The sequence below is a fragment of the Micromonospora sp. MGP-C2 genome, assembly GCF_057766525.1.
Genome location: NZ_JBYMEN010000002.1, coordinates 6,342,467 through 6,361,780, shown reverse-complemented (window position 1 = coordinate 6,361,780; position 19,314 = coordinate 6,342,467). Strand labels below are relative to the sequence as shown.

At 69.8% G+C, this 19,314-nt stretch carries 17 protein-coding genes; 9 read left to right on the top strand and 8 right to left on the bottom strand.

What is annotated here, in order from left to right; translation table 11 throughout:
• Window positions 1-46 precede the first annotated feature (46 nt).
• Together AC3CF1_RS29230 and AC3CF1_RS29225 are read right to left on the bottom strand one after the other, a co-directional pair.
• A complete protein-coding gene (locus AC3CF1_RS29230) occupies window positions 47-877 on the bottom strand; it encodes an ABC transporter permease (RefSeq protein ID WP_355161773.1) in 831 nt (276 codons plus the stop codon).
• A complete protein-coding gene (locus AC3CF1_RS29225) occupies window positions 874-1,845 on the bottom strand; it encodes an ATP-binding cassette domain-containing protein (RefSeq protein ID WP_355161775.1) in 972 nt (323 codons plus the stop codon). Before AC3CF1_RS29225 ends, AC3CF1_RS29230 begins: the two co-directional genes overlap by 4 nt.
• Before the next feature lie 89 nt (window positions 1,846-1,934).
• Here AC3CF1_RS29225 and AC3CF1_RS29220 point away from each other — a divergent pair, with 89 nt between their 5' ends.
• Window positions 1,935-2,279, top strand: a complete 345-nt coding sequence (locus tag AC3CF1_RS29220; RefSeq protein WP_488451723.1) for an avidin-fold protein — start codon at window positions 1,935-1,937, stop codon at window positions 2,277-2,279.
• Window positions 2,280-2,304: 25 nt separating this feature from the next.
• On the opposite strand, the gene AC3CF1_RS29215 is transcribed toward AC3CF1_RS29220, so the two are convergent.
• From AC3CF1_RS29215 to AC3CF1_RS29195, 5 genes are all read right to left on the bottom strand, one after another.
• Window positions 2,305-3,510, bottom strand: coding sequence for an ROK family transcriptional regulator (locus AC3CF1_RS29215; RefSeq protein WP_488452143.1), 1,206 nt, complete (start codon window positions 3,508-3,510; stop codon window positions 2,305-2,307).
• 169 nt (window positions 3,511-3,679) lie between these two features.
• Entirely contained in the window at window positions 3,680-4,783 is a 1,104-nt protein-coding gene (locus AC3CF1_RS29210) for a substrate-binding domain-containing protein (protein ID WP_210924987.1), read from the bottom strand.
• Between the two features lie 52 nt (window positions 4,784-4,835).
• Complete coding sequence (gene mmsB, locus AC3CF1_RS29205) at window positions 4,836-6,134, bottom strand: multiple monosaccharide ABC transporter permease (RefSeq protein WP_210924988.1); 1,299 nt, start codon at window positions 6,132-6,134, stop codon at window positions 4,836-4,838.
• Window positions 6,131-7,678, bottom strand: a complete 1,548-nt coding sequence (mmsA, locus tag AC3CF1_RS29200) for a multiple monosaccharide ABC transporter ATP-binding protein (RefSeq protein ID WP_099851851.1) — start codon at window positions 7,676-7,678, stop codon at window positions 6,131-6,133. Before mmsA ends, mmsB begins: the two co-directional genes overlap by 4 nt.
• Window positions 7,679-8,211: 533 nt before the next feature.
• Window positions 8,212-9,390, bottom strand: coding sequence for an alcohol dehydrogenase catalytic domain-containing protein (locus tag AC3CF1_RS29195; RefSeq protein WP_330463725.1), 1,179 nt, complete (start codon window positions 9,388-9,390; stop codon window positions 8,212-8,214).
• 139 nt (window positions 9,391-9,529) lie between these two features.
• Here AC3CF1_RS29195 and AC3CF1_RS29190 point away from each other — a divergent pair, with 139 nt between their 5' ends.
• The 4 genes from AC3CF1_RS29190 to AC3CF1_RS29175 all read left to right on the top strand — a co-directional run bounded on the left by AC3CF1_RS29190 (window position 9,530) and on the right by AC3CF1_RS29175 (window position 14,259).
• On the top strand, window positions 9,530-10,114 hold the full coding sequence (locus AC3CF1_RS29190) for a TetR/AcrR family transcriptional regulator (RefSeq protein ID WP_488451722.1): 585 nt from the start codon (window positions 9,530-9,532) through the stop codon (window positions 10,112-10,114).
• On the top strand, window positions 10,111-10,944 hold the full coding sequence (locus tag AC3CF1_RS29185) for an alpha/beta fold hydrolase (RefSeq protein WP_488451721.1): 834 nt from the start codon (window positions 10,111-10,113) through the stop codon (window positions 10,942-10,944). The genes AC3CF1_RS29190 and AC3CF1_RS29185 overlap by 4 nt, the downstream gene beginning before the upstream one ends.
• Window positions 10,945-11,120: 176 nt before the next feature.
• On the top strand, window positions 11,121-12,806 hold the full coding sequence (locus AC3CF1_RS29180) for an ATP-binding cassette domain-containing protein (RefSeq protein WP_488451720.1): 1,686 nt from the start codon (window positions 11,121-11,123) through the stop codon (window positions 12,804-12,806).
• Window positions 12,793-14,259 carry an aminotransferase class V-fold PLP-dependent enzyme gene (locus tag AC3CF1_RS29175; RefSeq protein WP_488451719.1) on the top strand — a complete coding sequence of 489 codons (1,467 nt, stop codon included), beginning with the start codon at window positions 12,793-12,795 and terminating at the stop codon, window positions 14,257-14,259. The genes AC3CF1_RS29180 and AC3CF1_RS29175 overlap by 14 nt, the downstream gene beginning before the upstream one ends.
• Window positions 14,260-14,275: 16 nt before the next feature.
• Here AC3CF1_RS29175 and AC3CF1_RS29170 read toward each other — a convergent pair whose 3' ends face one another.
• Entirely contained in the window at window positions 14,276-14,674 is a 399-nt protein-coding gene (locus AC3CF1_RS29170) for a hypothetical protein (RefSeq protein WP_099851843.1), read from the bottom strand.
• 383 nt (window positions 14,675-15,057) lie between these two features.
• Here AC3CF1_RS29170 and AC3CF1_RS29165 point away from each other — a divergent pair, with 383 nt between their 5' ends.
• The 4 genes from AC3CF1_RS29165 to AC3CF1_RS29150 all read left to right on the top strand — a co-directional run bounded on the left by AC3CF1_RS29165 (window position 15,058) and on the right by AC3CF1_RS29150 (window position 19,288).
• Window positions 15,058-16,317 carry a family 16 glycosylhydrolase gene (locus tag AC3CF1_RS29165; RefSeq protein WP_488451718.1) on the top strand — a complete coding sequence of 420 codons (1,260 nt, stop codon included), beginning with the start codon at window positions 15,058-15,060 and terminating at the stop codon, window positions 16,315-16,317.
• Between the two features lie 168 nt (window positions 16,318-16,485).
• A complete protein-coding gene (locus tag AC3CF1_RS29160) occupies window positions 16,486-17,508 on the top strand; it encodes a DUF4331 family protein (RefSeq protein WP_488451717.1) in 1,023 nt (340 codons plus the stop codon).
• 234 nt (window positions 17,509-17,742) lie between these two features.
• Complete coding sequence (locus AC3CF1_RS29155) at window positions 17,743-18,288, top strand: hypothetical protein (protein WP_354980420.1); 546 nt, start codon at window positions 17,743-17,745, stop codon at window positions 18,286-18,288.
• 16 nt (window positions 18,289-18,304) lie between these two features.
• Window positions 18,305-19,288 (top strand): COG1361 family protein, encoded by a 984-nt coding sequence (locus tag AC3CF1_RS29150; protein WP_488451716.1) that lies wholly within the window; start codon window positions 18,305-18,307, stop codon window positions 19,286-19,288.
• The last annotated feature ends 26 nt before the right edge of the window (window positions 19,289-19,314 follow it).

Below are 19,314 nucleotides of genomic sequence, written 5' to 3'. Positions count from 1 at the left end.
CGCGCCCCCGGTGGATCGACCACCGGGGGCGCGTTCGTCGGGCGGGTCAACCGGCCAGTCGCCGGTAGCGGGCGACCGAGAGCGGCAGGAAGACCGCGACCAGGACGACCGGCCAGAGCACCGCCAGCCACGGGTAGTGCTGCGCCGCCCACGAGTCACCGCCCCAACCGGGGTTGCCGAACAGCTCGCGGGTCGCGCCGACGGTTGCCGACAGCGGGTTCCAGGCGGCCACCGCACCGAGCCACGCGGGCATGGTGGACGGTGCGACGAACGCGTTGGAGAGGAAGCCGAGCGGAAACTCCAGGGTCTGCACGGCCACCACGGCCGTCTGCCCGCGGGTGACCAGGCCGAGGAAGATGCCGACCCAGATCAGGGCGAAGCGCAGCAGCAGGATCAGTCCCACCGCCGCGAGCGTGGCACCGGCCCCGCCGTGCGCCCGCCACCCGATGGCGAGACCGGTCAACAGCAGGACCGCGAGGGTGACCAGGGCGAACAGCATGTCGGCCACGGCCCGGGCCACCAGCGGGGCCAGCGGCGAGACGGGCATCGACCGGACCCGGTCGGTCACCCCGCGCTCCAGGTCCTCGGCGACGGCGATCGTGGTGAGGCTGATGCCGAACACCATGGTCATCACGTACATGCCGGGCATCAGGAACTCCCGGTAGCTGCCGCCGCCAGGCACCTGCAACGCGCCACCGAACAGGTAGGCGAACATCAGCACGATCAGGATGTTGAAGCCGAGCGAGGCGATCAGCGGGCCGGGATCACGTCGCCACCGGGCCAGGCCGCGCCAGATCAGGGTGCCGCTGTCGGTCAGGAGGGCGGGCCGGCCGGGGGTCAGGTCCACCGTCGGGGCCGGCATGCTCGTCGCGCTCATGCCGCCACCTCCTCGGCGGTCCGGGTCCGGTGCCCGGTGAGGTGCAGGAACACGTCGTCCAGGGTGGGACGGCGCAGCGCGACGTCCGCCACCGCGACGTTCCCGGCGTCGAGCGCCCGCAACACGTCGACGAGCGCGCCGGCCTGGTGACCGACCCGGACGCTCACCATCCGCCGGTCCACGTCGACCGTCGGCTCGCGGTCGGCCACCCGGCGCACCTGGGCGACGGCGGTGGCGAGGTCGGTCGAATCCGCGACGACCACCTCGATCCGATCGCCGCCGAGCTGGGTCTTGAGGTCGTCCGGAGTGCCCTCGGCGATCACCCGGCCGGCCTCGACCACCGAGATCCGGTCGGCGAGCTGGTCGGCCTCGTCCAGGTGCTGGGTGGTGAGCAGCACTGTGGTTCCGGTGCGCACCAACTCCCGGACCGACTCCCACACCTCGTTGCGGCCACGCGGGTCCAGCCCGGTGGTGGGTTCGTCGAGGAAGAGGACCGCGGGAGCCAGGATCATGCCGGCGGCCAGGTCGAGTCGACGGCGCATGCCCCCCGAGTACGTGCTGACCGGCTGCTCGGCCGCGTCGGCGAGACCGAAGCGCTCCAGCAGTTCGTCCGCCCGCTGCCTGGCCCGGCGGCGACCGAGGTGGAACAGCCGGCCGAAGAGCACAAGGTTCTGCCGGCCGCTCAGCGCCTCATCGAGCGCGGGGTTCTGCCCCACCAGCCCGATGCGGTAGCGGACCCGGTCGGGTTGGCGGGTCACGTCGAACCCGGCGACCTCGGCGCGGCCCTCGTCCAGCCGCAGCAGGGTGGACAGGATCCGTACCGAGGTGGTCTTGCCGGCACCGTTCGGGCCGAGCAGGCCGCACACCGTGCCCTGCCGCACCCTCAGGTCGAAACCGTCCAGCGCGTAGCGGTCCCGATATCGCTTACGCAGCCCGTCCGCCACTATCGCGTCGTCTCTCGTCGTCACAGCGCTCCCCTCCCGCAGGCGTCAAACCGCCGTTACCGTACAACATACGGTAGGGAATACGGGAACGTTGCCTCGATTAGGTTCGGCAGATGACGATCTCCTTGGACGGTCGACGGTTCCGGGCCGTGGCGGACGTGGTGGCCGGCGAGGTGGGCACGCAGACCGTGTTCGCGTACCACGAACGGGCCGGCGAGGTGTGGGCCGAGTACGCCGGCGGGTCCATCCGACGCGGCCACCTGGTCGGCACCCGTACGGGCGACCGACTGGACTTCCGGTACGTCCAGCTCAACACCGACGGTCAGACGTCCTCGGGGCACTGCGTCTCGGAGGTGTCGGTGCTGCCCGACGGTCGGGTCCGGCTGCACGAGACCTGGTCGTGGGAGTCCCGGCCGGGCAGCGGCAGCAGCGTGGTGGATGAGGTGCCGGCTCCCTGACGGTTCACCGACGGGGCAGTCGCGGCTACGCGGGCTCGGTGCTCGCGGCCTGGCCGACGACACCGACGTTGAGCGGGTCGGCCAGGAGCTTGTCGAACGCCAACTCGGCGGCGCCGATCAGGACGGCGTCGCGGCCCAGGGCCGCCGCGCGCAGCCGCAGGTGCTCGCGGGAGGCCGGCAGCGGCATGGTGTCCAGTCGATCGCGTACCACTTCGGCACCCGCGGTGAAGATGTCGCGGAGAGTTCCACCGAACACCACGGCGTCCGGGTTGACCACGTTGACCAGGTTGGCCACACCGAAGCCGAGCCAGTCGGCGACCTGCTCGACCGCCTCCCGGGCGGTCCGGTCCCCTTCGGCGGCCGCGCGCAGCACCTCGGCCACCGCCCCACGGTCGCTCGGGTCCAGGCCCGCGTGCCGCAGCAACGCGGCTTCGGAGATCTCGGTCTCCCAGCAGCCGCGTGAGCCGCAGCCGCAGGGCAGACCGTTCGGGTTGACGACCATGTGGCCGACCTTGCCGCTGTGGCCACGGTGGCCGATGATCAGTCGACCGCCGACGATGATGCCGGCACTGATGCCCCGGTCGCCGTGCAGGTAGATGACGTCGTCGATGCCCACCGCCACGCCTCGTACGTGCTCGGCCAGGCCTGCGATGTCGGCCAGGTCACCGGCCACGAACCCCGGGCCGGCGCGGAACTCCGCCGCCAGCGCGGTGCCGAGCGTCTCGTCCACGCCGGCGATCCGGATCCTGCCGTCCGGTTCCCGGGTGGTGTCGGTGACCGCGACCGCGCCACCGACCAGCAACGCGTCGGGGGCCACGGAGCGTTCCATGTCACGGACCAGGTCGGCGAGAGGCCCGACGGCGTCGATCGCCGACATGCCACCGGGTCGAGGGATGTCTCGCAGATCGAGGATCTGCCCACCGAGACCGACCCGGGCGGCGCGCAGCCGGTCGGCGTCGATGCTCAGGGCGTGTGCGTAGACCCGGTCGGAGCGGGGGCTGACCACCAGCGAGGGCCTGCCGGCGCGGCGGGCGGTGGTGGGTGCCTCCTCGGTGACCAGTCCGCTGGCCACCAGATCGGCAGCGAGGGCGCCGATGGTGCTGCGGTTGAGGCCGAGCCGACCGGTGAGCTCGGCCCGGGACGTCGGCCCGTGCAGGTGCACGTAGCGCAGCACGGCGCCGAGGTTCTGTCGCCGGATCTCCTCCTGGCTGGCGCCGGGGACGGACGGCAGCGGGGAGTCGGTGTTGCGGCCGACGCCGGCTGGCCTGGACCGGACGGGTGACGCCACGGTCAGACCTCCTTCCGGGTCGGTGCCGGGTGGTGCGGGGCTGTCAGGACGACGATGGGTCCCGGAAGAGGAGATCCGGGACCCATCGGCGTTGCTGCCTACCGTGCGGTGATTACTTGGTGAGCGGCGCGAGCTTCGGGTCGTTGGCGTACGCCTCAGCCGCGTTCGCCTTGGTGACGGCGACCGGCGGAAGCAGGTACGTGTCGACGACCTTGCTGCCGTTGTTGTAGGACTTGGTGTCGTTCACCTGCGGGGCGTTACCGGCCTGGAGAGCCTTGACCATGTTGATGGTCTCCTTCACCAGGTTGCGGGTGTCCTTGTTGATCGTCATGTACTGCTCGCCAGCGACGATCGACTTGACCGACTCAACCTCGGAGTCCTGACCGGTGACGACCGGGGTCGGCTTGCCAGCACCCTTGACCGAGGTCAGGATGGCGCGGGCCAGCGTGTCGTTCGGGGAGAGGACGCCGTCCAGCTCCTTGTTGCCGTAGGTCGAGGTCAGCAGCTGGTCCATGCGGGCCTGCGCACCCTCGGCCTTCCAGCCCTGGATGGCGGTCTGCTTGACGTCCTTCTGACCCGAGGCGACGACCACGTTGCCCTTGTCGATCTCCGGCTTGAGCACGTCCATCGCGCCGTTGAAGAAGACACCGGCGTTGTTGTCGTCCGGCGAGCCGGAGAACAGCTCGATGTTGTACGGGCCGTTCGGCTTCTTGGCCTTCATGCCTTCCAGCAGGGCCTGGCCCTGGAGCTGGCCGACCTTGAAGTTGTCGAACGCGACGTAGTAGTCGAGGTCCGGGGTGTTGGTGATCAGCCGGTCGTAGGCGATGACCTTCACGCCGGCCTGGTGGGCCGCCGCGACCTGGGTCGACAGCTGCGCGGCGTCGGTCGCGCCGATGACGATGACCTTGGCACCCTTGGTGACCATGGCGGTGATCTGAGCCTGCTGGTCGGCGACAGTGGTCGACGCGCCGGCGTACTGCACGTCACCCTGGAAGCCGGCCTCCTTGAGGCCGTTGGTGAACAGGTCACCGGCGAGGACCCAGTTCTCCGAGGTCTTGGCCGGGAGGGCCACGCCGATCAGCGAGTTCGCCGCGAAGCCCTTGGCGGCCTCGCCGCCGGAGTCGCTGTCGCCGTCACGGCCGGAGCCGCAGCCGGCGAGGGCCAGCATGGCGGCGGCGCTGATGGCCACCACCGACGTGCCGAAGAATTTACGCATGGTGAGGACTTGCCTTTCTAGATGGTGAGGCGGGTGGAGAGGTCGGTGGCCGTCAGCCGGACACCGCTGCCTTGGCGGGCTCGCGCTCCGCGTCCGGCGGTGAGGCGGGTGGGGCGGAGTCGTCGCGGCGGAAGGGCCGCATCAGGCTCCCGACGATCGAGAAGCGCCCCTGGCTCTTGTTGTAGACGTCGATCGCGACTGCCAGCAGCAGGACCAGGCCCTTGATGATCTGGACGCGGTCGGTGCCGACACCCATGAGCTGGAGGCCGTTGTTGAGCACGGCCATGACGAGACCACCGACGATGGAGCCGCTGATGGTGCCGATACCGCCGGCGACTGCCGCGCCACCGATGAAGACCGCGGCGATGGCGTCCAGCTCCCAGCCGTTGCCGTCCTGCGGACCGGAGGCCGCCGAACGGGCCACGAAGATCATGCCGGCCAGCGCGGCCAGGACGGACATGTTCATCATGACGAAGAAGTTGACCCGCTTGAGCTTCACGCCGGACAGCTCGGCCGCCCGGGAGTTGCCGCCCACCGCGTAGATGTGCCGGCCACCGGCAGTGTTGCGGGTGTAGAAGGAGTACGCGATCACCAGGACCAGCAGGATGATGCCGGAGATCGGGAAGCTGGTGCCGACGCGACCGCTGGCGAAGCGCAGCGCCGCGAAGGCGATCACGCCGACCATGATGGCCATCCGCAGGATGGAGATCCACATCGGCGCCGGGTCGGCGTCCATCGCCCGTCGGGTCTTGCGGGCCTGGATCTCGCGCCACACCACCGCCACCGCCGCGACCAGACCGAGCAGCAGCGTGGCGTTGTTGTAGCCGGTGTTCGGACCGAACTCCGGCAGGAAGCCGGAGCCGATCTCCCGGAAGCCCTCCGGCACCGGGACGGTGCTCGCGTTACCGATGAACTGGTTGCCGCCGCGGAACAGCAGCATGCCGGCCAGGGTGACGATGAACGCCGGCACCCCGATGTAGGCCACCCAGAAGCCCTGCCAGGCGCCGATCACCGCGCCGATCGCGAGGCCGAACAGGATGGCGGCGGGCCAGGGCAGGTCCCACTCGGTCATCGACTTGGCGACCAGGATGCCCGCGAAGGCGGCGACGGAGCCGACCGACAGGTCGATGTGCCCGGCGACGATCACCATGAGCATGCCGATGGCCAGAATCAGAATGTAGGAATTCTGCTGGAACAGCGCGATCAGGTTGTCCGACCGCAGGGTGAGGCCATCGGTCAGGATCTGGAACAGGACGACGATCGCCACCAGGGTGAAGATCATTCCGAACTGTCGAGCGTTGGAGGTGGTGCCTCCGAACAGGTTCTTCTGAAGGTCCTTCAATCGGCTCATCGTGTGGCCATCTTCTTCGTCGAGGTCATCTGCTTCATGAGGTTTTCCGGGGTGGCGTCCGCCCGGGCGATCTCGCCCGTGATGGCACCTTCGAACACGGTGTAGATGCGGTCGCACAGCCCGATCAGCTCAGGCAGCTCCGAGGAGATGACGATGACGCCCTTCCCCTGGTCGGCGAGCCGCTGGATGATGCCGTAGATCTCGTACTTGGCACCCACGTCGATGCCGCGTGTCGGCTCGTCGAGGATCAGCAGGTCCGGGTCGGTGAACATCCACTTCGCCAGGACGACCTTCTGCTGGTTGCCGCCGGAGAGCTTGGAGACGCTCTCGTCGACCGTCGGGGCCTTGGTCCGCAACTCCTTGCGGTACGACTCGGCCGCCTGGTATTCCTCGACCTCGCTCAGGACGCCGCGGTGCGAAATCTTGGACAGCTTGGCCGCCACCGTCGAGGCCTTGATGTCGTCGAGCAGGTTGAGGCCGATCGCCTTGCGGTCCTCGCTGACGTACGCGAGCCCGTTGTCGATCGCGTCCGCGACCGACTTCAGGACGATCTCCTTGCCGTCCTTGATGATGGTGCCCGACTCGAACACCCCGTACGAGCGGCCGAAGATGCTCATCGCGAGTTCGGTACGGCCCGCGCCCATCAGACCGGCGAAGCCGACGATCTCGCCGCGGCGCACCACGAAGCTCTCGTTCTTGCAGACCTGCCGGTCGGCGGAGATCGGGTGCCGGACGTTCCAGTTGCGAACCTCGAAGAAGACCTCGCCGATCTTCGGCGTGTGGTCCGGGAACCGACTGCTCAGCTCTCGGCCGACCATGCCCCGCACGATCCGGTCCTCGTCGACCCCGTCCGCCTTGACGTCGAGGGTCTCCACGGTCCGGCCGTCGCGCAGGATGGTGATCTGGTCCGCGATCGCCTCGATCTCGTTGAGCTTGTGCGAGATCATGATCGAGGTGATGCCGCGGGAGCGGAACCCACGCAGCAGGTCCAGCAGGTGCTTGGAGTCGGCCTCGTTCAGCGCCGCGGTGGGCTCGTCCAGGATGAGCAGCTTCACGTCCTTGGCGAACGCCTTGGCGATCTCCACGAGCTGCTGCTTGCCGACCCCGATGTCCTTGATCAGGGTGTCCGGGTCCTCTTGCAGACCGACCCGGGCCATCAGGTCCAGCGCCATCCGGTTCGCGGCCTTCCAGTCGATCGCGCCCCGCTTGCGCGGTTCGTTGCCGAGGAAGATGTTCTCGGCGATCGACATTCCGGGAATGAGCGCGAGCTCCTGGTGGATGATCACGATGCCGGCGTTCTCACTGGCCCGGATGTCGGAGAACTTGCTCTCCGACCCCTGGTAGATGATCTGGCCGTCGTAGGTGCCGTGCGGGTAGACCCCGCTGAGCACCTTCATCAGGGTGGACTTGCCCGCGCCGTTCTCGCCGCAGATGGCATGGATCTCGCCGGCGCGAACCACCAGGTTGACGTCGGAGAGGGCCTTGACTCCAGGGAACTCCTTGGTGATGGAGCGCATCTCAAGGAGGATGGGCACGTCGCTCATCGCTCGTACCACCTCGCCAACGTCATCGGTTGCCTCCGGAAGGTTGAACCTTCACTTGGTTTTGTTGTTGACGGCAACGTATTGCGGCCAGAGGGTCATCCGCAAGGCGAGGGCCTGTTGAAAATGTAACAATCCGGCAATATAGACGCCACACTGTCTTCGCCCGTCACAGCCGCCCCCGCAGTCACTCCGGGCACCCTCGCGTGCCAGTGGCAACGTTGTCAAATGACGGCGACGCCGCCGTTGGCTCCAGCCGCCCTTGACAAGCCCACCACCAGGGGTGATCCACAGCGGCCGGACAAACAACGACGCACCCGCGCGCCCGCCATCATCGAAAGATCTTGATCGGACCGCGACGCCGACGCCCTCTCGAGGCCGCCACGGCGACCCTCGCCGAACGGTGTGACCCACGCCTCTACGGATGACCCGGATCGACGACGGTCGCCGTGACACGTCCGCCACCAGGAGAGAGATCCGCGCCTTAACGCCCATTAAGGCCGATTCGCGGCCGTAGGCATCGGCGATCCGACCGGTCAGCTCGGGCGCAGCACCGCCTTGATCACGCCGTTCTCTCGGCGGTCGAAGCTGCGATAGAAATCGGGAGCGTCGTCAAGGGTGCCGTGGTGGGTGACGATCATGCTGGGCCGCGCTCGACCCGCAACGACCAGGTCCCGCAGCAGGACGGTGTAGCGGCGGTCGTGGGTGCGACCGAACCGGACCGCCACTCCCTTGCTGAACAGCGCTCCCCACGGCGCGACCAGGTTCTCGTGACCGTCCGCGCCAGGGCCGGGGTGTGGGTCCCGGTCCGGGTACACACCGGCGACCGCGATCGCGCCAGCGGCATTGACCAGTCGGGCCGCGTCGGCGATGACCTGGTTCGGACGCTCCCGCTCGGGGTGCTCCCGGTCACGGGCCTGGAACCCGACCGCGTCGATGACCTTGTCCACCCCGCCCAGCTTCTCCTCGCCGAGCGGCAGCCCGGTCCGGGCCCGGTCGGCGCGGATCTGCTCGACCGGGTCGCCTCGGCGGAAGTCGATCGGCACGGCGCCCATCTCGCCGGCCTTGTCGAGCCGGGCGTCGACACCGTCGACGCAGTACACGACCCGGGCACCCCGGAGCAGCGCCGAGTACGCGCTCAGCAGGCCGATGGTGCCGGCGCCGAACACGGCCACCGTGTCACCCGGCTCGACCCCGGCGAGGGTGGCCGCGGCGTGCCACCCGGTGACGAACGCGTCGGCGAGCAGCACGAAGTCGTCCTCGTACGCGTCTCCCGGTTCCCCGGGCACGGGTACGCAGTTGGCGTCGGCCCACGGCACGCGCAGCAGGTCGGCCTGTGCGCCCCGGTACGGACCCATTCCGGCGTAGCCGTACGCCGCGCCCGGCCCCTCGGCACGGGCCCGCAGACAGGCTGCCGAGAGCCCTCGCGCGCACATCACGCACGTCCCGCAGAACAGGTGCGTGGGGATCACCACCCGCGTGCCCGGCCGGACGGTCTGCACCGCGCTGCCGACCTCCTGCACCACACCCAACGGTTCGTGACCCAGCACGAGGCCGGGCTCGGCGCTGGTCCGTCCGTCGTACATGTGCAGGTCGGTGCCGCAGAGGGCGGCGGAGGTGATTCGCACGACCGCGTCGGTCTCCGCCTCCAGCGTCGCGTCGGGCACCTCCCGCACGGCGACGGTCCGGACGCCCGTGTAGACGACGGCTCTCATCCCGGCACTCCTGTTCGGCAGCGGAAAGGCCGGCCTTCCCCCGGCTGCGCCGTTCATGCCGCTGGAATCGGCAACCGGGTTGGCGGCGGTGCTATCTTCAGGGACCCTAAGTTATCTCCTAGCCAGCCAAAGGAACGGCATGCCACGGCAGGGACTGACCAGCGCGCGCGTCTCGGCCGCCGCAGCCGAGCTGGCGGACTCGGTCGGCCTGTCCCGGTTGACCGTCGCGGCCGTCGCCCGGCATTTCGGCGTCTCGGACGCCGCCCTGTACGTGCACGTCCGCAGCCGGGACGCGTTGATCGAGCAGGTCGCGGTCCGCGCGGCGGCCGGGTTCGCCGACGCACTCGCGATCGCCGTGGCTGGTCGGGCGGGCCACCAGGCCCTCGTCGGGTTCGCCGACGCCTGGCGCGCGTTCGCCGTCACGCACCCGGGGCAGTACGCCGCGACCCAGCTCCCGTTGCCGGCCGAGGTCGGCACGAGTTCGACGGGGCACCTGCGCCTCATCGAGCTGAGCTACGCGATGCTGCGCGGTTACGGGCTCGACGAGCCCGCTCTGACCGACGCGTTGCGATTCGTCCGCAGCACCCTGCACGGTTTCGTGAGTCTCGAGTCGGCGGACGGCTTCGGGCATCCCCGCGCCGTCGACGCGTCCTGGCACTCGATCCTCGACGCGGTGCACACCACAGTGACCAACTGGCCGACCGGAACGCGGAAGCAGCAGTGACCAGTCACGATCACCATGTCGAGTCGGCCGACGGGACCCGCCTGGTGGTCCGGCGCCTGGGTGCCGGCGACCCCGTCGTCCTCGTGCACGGCTCGGGCGGCGGGCTGCACTCCTGGGCCACTGTCGCGGACGACCTGGCCCACGACCACGAGGTGTGGATGCCGGCCCGGCGCGGCTACGGTCCCAGCGACGTCCCGCCCGGCCCCAAGTCCTTCGCGGAGGAGACCGCCGACCTGACCGCCGTCATCGCGGCGGCCCGCCAGCCGTCCGGCAAGCCGGTTCATCTCGTCGGAGCGTCCTACGGCGCGACAGTGGCGTTGCACACCGCCTCGGCCGATCCGCGCGACGTACGCTCGCTGGCTGTCTTCGAGCCCCCGCTATTCGCGGCCGGAGCGGAGGTCGCACCCCTGCTCGACGCGTACCGTGCCGCCTTCGAGCGCGACGACGCCGGGGCGATGGCAGCGGCGTTGAACGGCGTGACACGGGTTCCGGCTGAGGTCGTCGCCGCCTTCGCCGCCGCGGCCGGCGACCGGACGCCCGACCCGGTCGAGGCGCGGCGGTCGGCGATCGGTTGGCTGCACGATCTCGAGGCCCTCGCCGGGGACAGCACGGACATCGCCCGGTGGTCCTCGATCACCGTGCCGACTCTCGTGCTGTCCGGCGCCGACACGTGGGAGCCGATGCCCACGACGACGCACACCATCGCGGCCACGATTCCGGCCGCGCGCCACGTCGTCTGGCCGGGCCAGTCACACTTCGCGACGATGACGGCACCAGCTCTGGTCGCCGACGCCCTGCGACAGTTCTTCGCCGAGGTCTCGGCGACCTAGCCGAGCCGAGACCCCGACGCCGACGTGACGGCGACCGGTGACCCACCCACCGGCGCGAGGTGGTGGGCCATCACCATCGACTGAGCTGGCGGGGCCGGCATGGTCCACCCCGGACGTAGCATCGGCGAGGCACGATATTCAGGCGGACCACCCACCGACCGGATCGGGCACCCGACATGACGACCGAGCAGACCACGTCTCCCCCGCGTACCGGCGTCGGCATCACGGCCACCGGTCTCGGCCGCACCGTCCCAGGCGGCCGCCGCATCCTCGACGACATCTCGCTGACCATCCAGCCCGGCGAGGTCGTCGCCGTCATCGGCGTGAGCGGTGCCGGCAAGACCACCCTGTTGGAGACGCTCGCCCGGGTTCGGCGGCCGACGACGGGCACCGTGGCACACGACGGGGCCGACGCGGTCCACGCGATCGGCTTCGTGCCCCAGGACGACATCATCCACCGCGAGCTGCCACTGGCCCGGACCCTGCGGTACGCGGCTCGGCTACGCCTCCCATCCGGGACCGGGCCGACGGAGATCAGCGACCGGGTCGCCGAGGTGCTCGCCGAACTGCGGCTCGCCGAGCGGGCCGCGGTGCCGGTGGGCAGGCTCAGCGGCGGTGAGCGCAAGCGCGCCAGCATCGCTGTCGAGCTGCTCGACCGGCCCGGGGTGTTCTTCCTGGACGAGCCCACCTCCGGGCTGGACCCGGCGATCGCCGTGGAGTTGCTCCGGGTGCTGCGCACCCTCGCCGACGCGGGGACCACAGTCGTGCTCACCACCCACCAGATCACCGACGTGGACCACTGCGACCGGGTCGTGGTGCTGACCCGCCAGGGCCGCCTGGCGTTCACCGGCACACCTTCCGCCGCCCGGGAGTTCTTCGGCCTGCGGTCCCTCGTGGAGGTGCATCTGCGCCTCGACGAGGAAACCGACCCGGCCGCCTGGCCCGAGCGTTTCGCCGCTCAGCGCGACGCCGGCCCGCCGGCCCGCGCGACCGACCACTGCGACGTTTCCGCGCCAGCGCCCCGGCGGGCCGGCCGGTTGCGTCAGTGGGCCGTCCTCACCACGCGCAACGCGGAGATCGTCGTCCGCAACCGGCTGACCCTGGCGATCCTGCTCGGCTCGCCGCTGATGGTGCTCGGCATGTTCGCGCTGCTGTTCCGGCCAGGTGCGTTCGACCCGACCCGGCCGAGCCCGACGGTGACTGTGATGATCCTGTTCTGGATCGCGTTCGGCGGCTTCTTCTTCGGGCTGACCTACGGGCTGCTGCAGATCTGCACCGAGTTGCCGATCCTGCGCCGCGAGCGGCTGGCGGGCGTCCGGCTGGTGCCGTACCTGATGGGGAAGGTCGCGGTGCTGCTTCCGCTGCTGGCCCTGGTGGACCTGGCCCTGCTCGGGGTGTTGCGCGGCATCGACCGGCTGCCACCGGTCGGCGGCCGGGACTTCGCCGCCCTGTACGCGACCCTGCTGCTCTCCTCGGCGGCGGCGCTCGCCCTCGGCCTGCTGTGCTCCGCGGCCGTCTCCGACGCGGCCCAGGCGACGCTCATGCTGCCGATGCTCTGCTTCCCGCAGGTGCTGTTCGTCGGCGCGATCCTGCCGGTGCCCGCCATGGCGACCGGCGGTCAGTGGCTCAGCCACGCGATGTCGAACCGGTGGGCGTTCGAGGCCCTCGGGCACACCGCCGGGGTGGAGCAGCTCTGGCGGAGCGGCGGTTCCCCGATCGGCCCGCCATTGCTCGCCACGTACGGTGACAGCTTCTCCCGGCCGGTGTGGGTCAACTGGCTGGTGCTCGGCGGCTTCGTGCTGCTCTTCCTGTGCGCCACCTGGGCGGTGCTGGCACGACGGAACTCCCGTGGAACGACCTGAGCCGCCGCGCACCTCCCCGACCGCGTTGCCGGGATACGCCGCCACCGGGCGGATCGACGAGCTGCGCGCCACCGAGTACCGCCACCTGGACACGGGCGGGCAGGTGTATCTCGACTACGCCGGGGCCGGGGTGGCGGCACAGGCCCAGGTACGCCAACACCACGATCGGCTGCTCGCCGGCCTGTACAGCAATCCCCACTCGGAGAACCCCACCAGCGCGGCGGCAGGTTCCCTGGTGGACTCGGCCCGACGCGCGGTGCTCGACTTCTTCCACGCCGACCCGGCCGAGTACGCCGTCGTCTTCACCCCGAACGCCAGCGGCGCCTGCCGGCTGGTCGGCGAGGCGTACGACTTCGGCCGGGCCTCGCCGCTGGTGCTGACCTGGGACAACCACAACTCGGTCAACGGCATCCGGGAGTACGCCCGCGCAGCCGGCGGGGCCGTGCGTTACGTACCGCTGAGCGGGCCGGAGTTGCGGGTCGCCGAATCGGATCTGACCAGGGTGCTCGACGCCGGTCCGCGCGGGCTGGCCGGAGGGTGGGGTCGTCCGGGCCGCCGGGGGTTGTTCGCCTATCCGGCGCAGAGCAACTTCTCCGGCGTGCAGCACCCGCTGAGCTGGGTGGAGTTGGCCCAGCAGCGCGGGTACGACGTGCTGCTCGACGCCGCCGCCTTCGCGCCGACGAACCGGTTGGACCTCAGCGTCGTCCGGCCGGATTTCGTGTGTCTGAGCTGGTACAAGCTCTTCGGCTATCCCACCGGGGTCGGCGCGCTGCTGGCCCGGCGCGATGCGCTGGCCCGGCTGCGCCGGCCGTGGTTCGCCGGCGGCACGATCCGCGCGGTCAGCGTGCAGGGCGACTGGCACCGGTCGATGGATGACGAGTCGGCGTTCGAGGACGGCACACTCAACTTCCTGAGCATCCCGGACGTGGAGTTCGGGTTGCGCTGGCTCGACTCGATCGGCGTCGATCTCGTGCACACCCGCGTCGGCCTGCTCACCGAATGGTTGTTGGAGCGGCTGGTCACCCTGCGGCACGGCACCGGTGGGCCACTGGTCCAGGTGTACGGGCCGACGACGGGTGCGGCGCGCGGCGCGACGGTGACCTTCAACCTCCGCCATCCGGACGGCACGCTGGTCGACGAGCGGTTGGTCGCACGGGATGCCGCAGCGGCGGGCTTTTCCCTGCGTACCGGCTGTTTCTGCAACCCGGGGGCGGGTGAGGGCGCGTTCGGCATCAGGAGGGAGTCGCTGCGGCGGCGGTTGTTGGCGCGGGTCGACACGATCGACCAGTATCTCGCCACGTTGCGGCTGCCGACGGGCGGCGCGGTCCGCGTCTCGTTCGGACTGGCCTCCACCGCGACCGACGCGGAACGCTTCGTCGCCTTCGTCCAGTCGACCTGGCTGAACCGTGAGGTCGACGTCGAGGCTGCTCTGCCGCCCCGGCTGCGGTGTTGACCTGACCGACGGCGCGCTAGCTGACCTGGGCCACGGGCGCCGGGCGGTGCTTGATCTCCTCCATGAACGGGAACTGGGCGGTGAGCTCGGCGATCGTCATCCCGGCCTGCCAGGCCGCCGCCACCTTGGCGACCTGCAACAGGTCCATGACGTCGCCGCGTGCGAGGACCTCGCCCGAGACCCGCAGATCGATCATGAAGTATCGGGCCTGCGATCCCAGCTTCACGCAGACCACGCCCTGCTCGGAGTGCAGCTCGGCGCAGGTGAACCGGCTCCGCCCCTGCTCGGGGGCGGTGACCCGGCCGAGATCGAGCCCATGACGGGCAGCGGTTTCGATGAGCGCGGGGGCCAGGCCACCCCGCTCGACCAGATCCGGGTAGAGGCGCACACCCAGCGCCGTCGACGCGTCGCTCATGACTGACTCCCACTTCCTTGTGACAGAGACCAGCAGCGCGCAGGTTACGGGGAGGTTTCCCGCTCGCCTCGCCATCCTGTCCCGGGTGGACGCCTCACGGCAATAGGAAGGGTCGATTCGACCGCTATCGAGTAGTACTCGATCGTCGCGACCTGCTTCGATGCGGCGGCTGCCGTCCACCTCGGAGACATCGATCGACCTGGTGATCCGGTCGCCCACCGGCACTCCACCGATCACTGCGCAGCATCGGGCGGTAACGGACGGTTGGCATATTGGAAACAGTCTTGACAGAAGGTCACGATATCGAAATGCTTCATTCTAGAGAGCGCTCTCCGCCTCTCCGGCACGCAGCCTCCGCCACCCCCCTCGCTGAGGAGCCTCCCGTGTTCACAGCCCGCCCCAGACTCCGCTTCCGCCCACTCGTACTCGTGGCGGCCGCCCTCGTCGCGACCGCTGCGGCGCTCGTCGTCCCGCCGCATCCCGACCGGGCCGAGGCCGCCATCGGCCCGATCAGCTGGCAGGACGAGTTCAACTCCCCCGCCGGCACGCCTGTCGACCAGAACAAGTGGCGGTTCGACATCGGCGGCAGCGGTTGGGGCAACAACGAGCGGCAGTACTACACGAACAGCATCAGCAACGCCGTCCACGACGGCCAGGGCAACCTCGTCATCACGGCCCGCCGGGACAACCCCGGCAACTACCAGTGCCACTACGGGCGCTGTGAGTACACGTCGGCCCGGCTCCTGTCGGCGGCCACCTTCACCCAGACGTACGGTCGGTTCGAGGCGCGGATCAAGATCCCGCGCGGTCAGGGCATCTGGCCCGCGTTCTGGATGCTCGGCACCGGCGGCGGTTGGCCCGACGCCGGCGAGATCGACATCATGGAGAACATCGGCCGGGAGCCCAACACCGTGTACGGCACGGTGCACGGACCCGGCTACTCGGGCGGCGGCGGCATCACCGGCAGCCGCACCGTCGGGGCACCGCTCGCCGACGACTTCCACACCTACCGGGTCGACTGGGAGCCGAACGCGATCACCTGGTACCTGGACGGGGTGCAGTACCACCGGGTCGACCCCGCCCGGCTCGGCGGCAACCGCTGGGTGTTCGACCACCCCTTCTTCATGATCCTCAACGTGGCGGTCGGCGGTAACTGGCCCGGCTACCCGGACGGCTCCACGCAGTTCCCGCAGCAGATGCTCGTCGACTACGTCCGGGTGTCCAGCTACACCTCCGACGGTGGCGGCAACCCGACTCCCGGCACCAGCCGCATCCGCGGGGCGCAGAGCGGCCGCTGCATCGACATCCCCAGCGCCAACCCGGTCGACGGCGCGAAGCTCCAGATCTGGGACTGCAACACCACCGCCGCGCAGGCCTGGACCTTCGCCTCGGACGGGACCATCCGCGCGATGGGCAAGTGCATGGACCCCGCCTGGGCCGGCACCGCCAACGGCACCGAGGTCAACCTCGTCACGTGCAACGGCAATCCCGCGCAGCGCTTCACCCTCAACGCGGCCGGCGACCTGGTCAACCTCAACGCCAACAAGTGCGTGGACGTGCGCGAAGCCAACCCCAACAACGGCGGCAAGCTGCACCTCTGGGACTGCCTCGGCGCCGCCAACCAGAAGTGGTCTCGCATCTGACGACACCAGCACCGACGAGTGGGCCGCCCGGGCACAGCCCGGGGCGGCCCACCGCCGTGTAGGGGCCCAACCCGGGCGACTCCGGATTCAGCCGATGGCGCGGCAGGTTGCTTCCTGCCCGCTATGTTCGGATTAATCCAGATATTCGGCCGCTCCGGGAGTGAACCCATGTCGCACCACCTCGACACCCCCCTCGCCGCCCAGGGCGGCCAGCTCTACATCGACGACCTGTACGTCTTCGACGGCAACCGCGCCACGGTGTTCGTGATGGACGTCAACAGCTCGGTGACCAAGGCTGACATCAAGCGAGGCTTCCACGCCGAGGGCCGTTACGAAATCAAGATCCACGTCAACGGCGCCGAGATGGAGGATCTGACCTACCGGTTCGCCTTCGGCGAGCTCGACGGTGACAACAGGCAGACCTTCCAGCTGTACGAGCTGACCGGGGCGGACGCCCGCGACGACGCCGCGATGGGCACTCCCATCGCGGAGGGGCGCACCGGCGAGGTGACGACCGGCGGCAACGTCCGGATCTGGGCCGGGCGGATCACCGACCCGTTCTTCATCGATCTCGACGAACTCGCCACCATCAACGGCGCGGTGAAGGACGGGTCGATGGTGGACCGCTCAGCGTGGCGCGTCGACCAGGCCAAGAACAGCTTCGCGGGCACGACAGTGGAGTCGATAGTCCTTGAGGTCTCCCATGACGAGCCGTTGCTGCGCGACGGCACCGAGATCGGCGTGTGGTGTCGCACGCTGCTGGCCACCGATGCCGGTGGCTGGCGCCAGATCAACCGCGCCGGCCACCCCATGATGTGGCCGATCTTCTGGCCGCACGACACCGACTTCTCAAATCCCGCCAACTTCCGTCACCCCAGTCAAGACCTCACCGAGGACGGCGAGGAGATCGCCAACGCGGTCGCGGGTGTCGTCGCGGCGAACGGCACCGCACCGGACCCCCAGGCGTACGGCTGGAGCGTCGCCCGACAGCTCTACCCCGACCTGCTGTCGTACAAGGTCGGCACGGCCGCGAACTTCGGCTTCGCGATCCGCAACGGGCGCACCATGGCGGACAACGCGCCCGAGGTGATGTTCTCCCTGATCCTCAACACCGGCACCACCTCCGGGCTCACCCCGGAGGTCACCAAATCGGCCCGTGCCGCCTCCTTCCCCTACGTGGTCCCGGCCTGACGGAGATCCGCGAGCCGCACACGAGCCGTCGCTCACCGAGAAGTCGGGGTATCCGGAACGTTCCGGATACCCCGACTTTTGCTGCGAGCGAGAGGATCGCCCACCTCCAGATGACCCGCTCGGGCATCGACTCCGCCTGCCGGAGTGACCCTGCGTGATTCAGCCCCTGATGGGGCATTTGCGTAGTTACGCTCGAACTGCTTCCCATGGTCATTCAGGACAGAAGGAGACTTGATGCGTAGAAAGTTTCTCGCGGGCTTGGCCGGCGTTGCCGCCGTCGTCGCGCTCGCCGGGCCGGCCGCCGCGGACACGACGGGCGACACGGTCGTGACCCTCACCGTCGACGCCGCCGGCGGTCTCTCGATCACGGTGCCGGCCACCGCGAACATCGGCAACGGGGTGGAGGGCACGACCATCTCCGGTCAGCTCGGCCCGGTCACCGTGCTGGACCAGCGTGGAGCGCTCACCCCCAACTGGACCGCCAACGTCACCTCCACCGACTTCATCACCGGCGGCGGCAGCTCCGGGGAGACGATCCCCAACATCAACGTCCTGTACTGGTCCGGCCCCGCCACGGCGACCGCCGGCGGCGGCACCTTCACGCCGGGTCAGCCCACCGCCGCCCAGCAGGTGATCGTCAACGTCCCCCGGACGGCGATGAGCCACACCGGCGGCACGGGCAACAACTTCGCCACCTGGAACCCCACACTGGTGGTGAACGTGCCCGTCGGCACCGTCCAGGGTGTCTACACGGGGACGGTGACGCATTCGGTGTTCTGACCCGCTCGGCCGGCTGGTGCTGCTGGCCTCGGTCGCCCTCGTGGCGCTCGGGGTTTCGGCGGCACCAGCCGCTGCCGTGCGGGAGCAGCGACAGGAGCCCGCCGAGGACGCCGCGATCAGCATCCGCATGCTGGACATCCCCGCCAGCAGGGTGCAGGATCCCCGGGCCCAGGTCTACATAGTGGATCACCTGAAGCCCGGGGCGACGATCAGCCGTCGGGTCGAGGTGCAGAACACCTCCGGCGAGACGCAGAAGATCGACTTTTATTCCGGGGCGGCGTCGGTCGAAAACAACGCCTTCACCGTTCCCGAGGGACGCACTGGCAACGAACTCAGCGGTTGGATCCGGCTGGAGACCTCCGGGATCGAGCTGGACCCGGGCGAGCGACGGCCGGTCGAGGTCGAGATCGCCGTGCCGAGGAAGGCGTCGAAGGGCGAGCGGTACGGGGCGATCTGGGCCCAGGTCACCAGCGCGAAGGAGCGCACCGGCAACATCACCCAGATCCACCGGGTGGGCATCCGGGTCTACCTCGACATCGGTCCGGGTGGCGAGCCGCCGACGGACTTCCGCATCGACGGGCTGGCCGCGGAACCCGGACCCGGCGAGTTTCCGGTGATCACCGCGAAGGTCACCAACACCGGCGAGCGCGCGCTGGACATGACCGGCACCCTGTCGCTGACCAGAGCGGCGGTCCAGGCCGGCCCGTTCAAGGTGACCAACGGCGTGACGATCCTGCCCGGCCAGAGCGGCCAGGTCCAGATCGAGGTCAACCAGGCCCTACCCGCGGGGACCTGGGACGTGCACGCGAAGCTGGCAAGCGGCATCGTCGAACGCACCGCGACCGGGAAGATCAGCCTGCCCGTCGCGGCGCCGATGGTGGTCGCGAACTCCGCCGGGCCGAACTGGCTGGTCTACGCGGTCGGCGGCATCGCCCTGTCGGTGCTCGTCACCCTTGCCGGCTGGTATCTCGTCCGCCGACAACGCACCCGGCTCGCCTGACCTCCGGTCCACACAGACTGCCCGGC

What these genes read in the sequence shown, in the direction of transcription:
- AC3CF1_RS29230 (WP_355161773.1), bottom strand. Translation starts at nt 877, where the DNA reads ATGAGCGCGACGAGCATGCCGGCCCCGACGGTGGACCTGACCCCCGGC.
- AC3CF1_RS29220 (WP_488451723.1), top strand. Translation starts at nt 1,935, where the DNA reads ATGACGATCTCCTTGGACGGTCGACGGTTCCGGGCCGTGGCGGACGTG.
- AC3CF1_RS29210 (WP_210924987.1), bottom strand. Translation starts at nt 4,783, where the DNA reads ATGCGTAAATTCTTCGGCACGTCGGTGGTGGCCATCAGCGCCGCCGCC.
- mmsB (WP_210924988.1), bottom strand. Translation starts at nt 6,134, where the DNA reads ATGAGCCGATTGAAGGACCTTCAGAAGAACCTGTTCGGAGGCACCACC.
- mmsA (WP_099851851.1), bottom strand. Translation starts at nt 7,678, where the DNA reads ATGAGCGACGTGCCCATCCTCCTTGAGATGCGCTCCATCACCAAGGAG.
- AC3CF1_RS29195 (WP_330463725.1), bottom strand. Translation starts at nt 9,390, where the DNA reads ATGAGAGCCGTCGTCTACACGGGCGTCCGGACCGTCGCCGTGCGGGAG.
- AC3CF1_RS29190 (WP_488451722.1), top strand. Translation starts at nt 9,530, where the DNA reads ATGCCACGGCAGGGACTGACCAGCGCGCGCGTCTCGGCCGCCGCAGCC.
- AC3CF1_RS29180 (WP_488451720.1), top strand. Translation starts at nt 11,121, where the DNA reads ATGACGACCGAGCAGACCACGTCTCCCCCGCGTACCGGCGTCGGCATC.
- AC3CF1_RS29170 (WP_099851843.1), bottom strand. Translation starts at nt 14,674, where the DNA reads ATGAGCGACGCGTCGACGGCGCTGGGTGTGCGCCTCTACCCGGATCTG.
- AC3CF1_RS29160 (WP_488451717.1), top strand. Translation starts at nt 16,486, where the DNA reads ATGTCGCACCACCTCGACACCCCCCTCGCCGCCCAGGGCGGCCAGCTC.
- AC3CF1_RS29155 (WP_354980420.1), top strand. Translation starts at nt 17,743, where the DNA reads ATGCGTAGAAAGTTTCTCGCGGGCTTGGCCGGCGTTGCCGCCGTCGTC.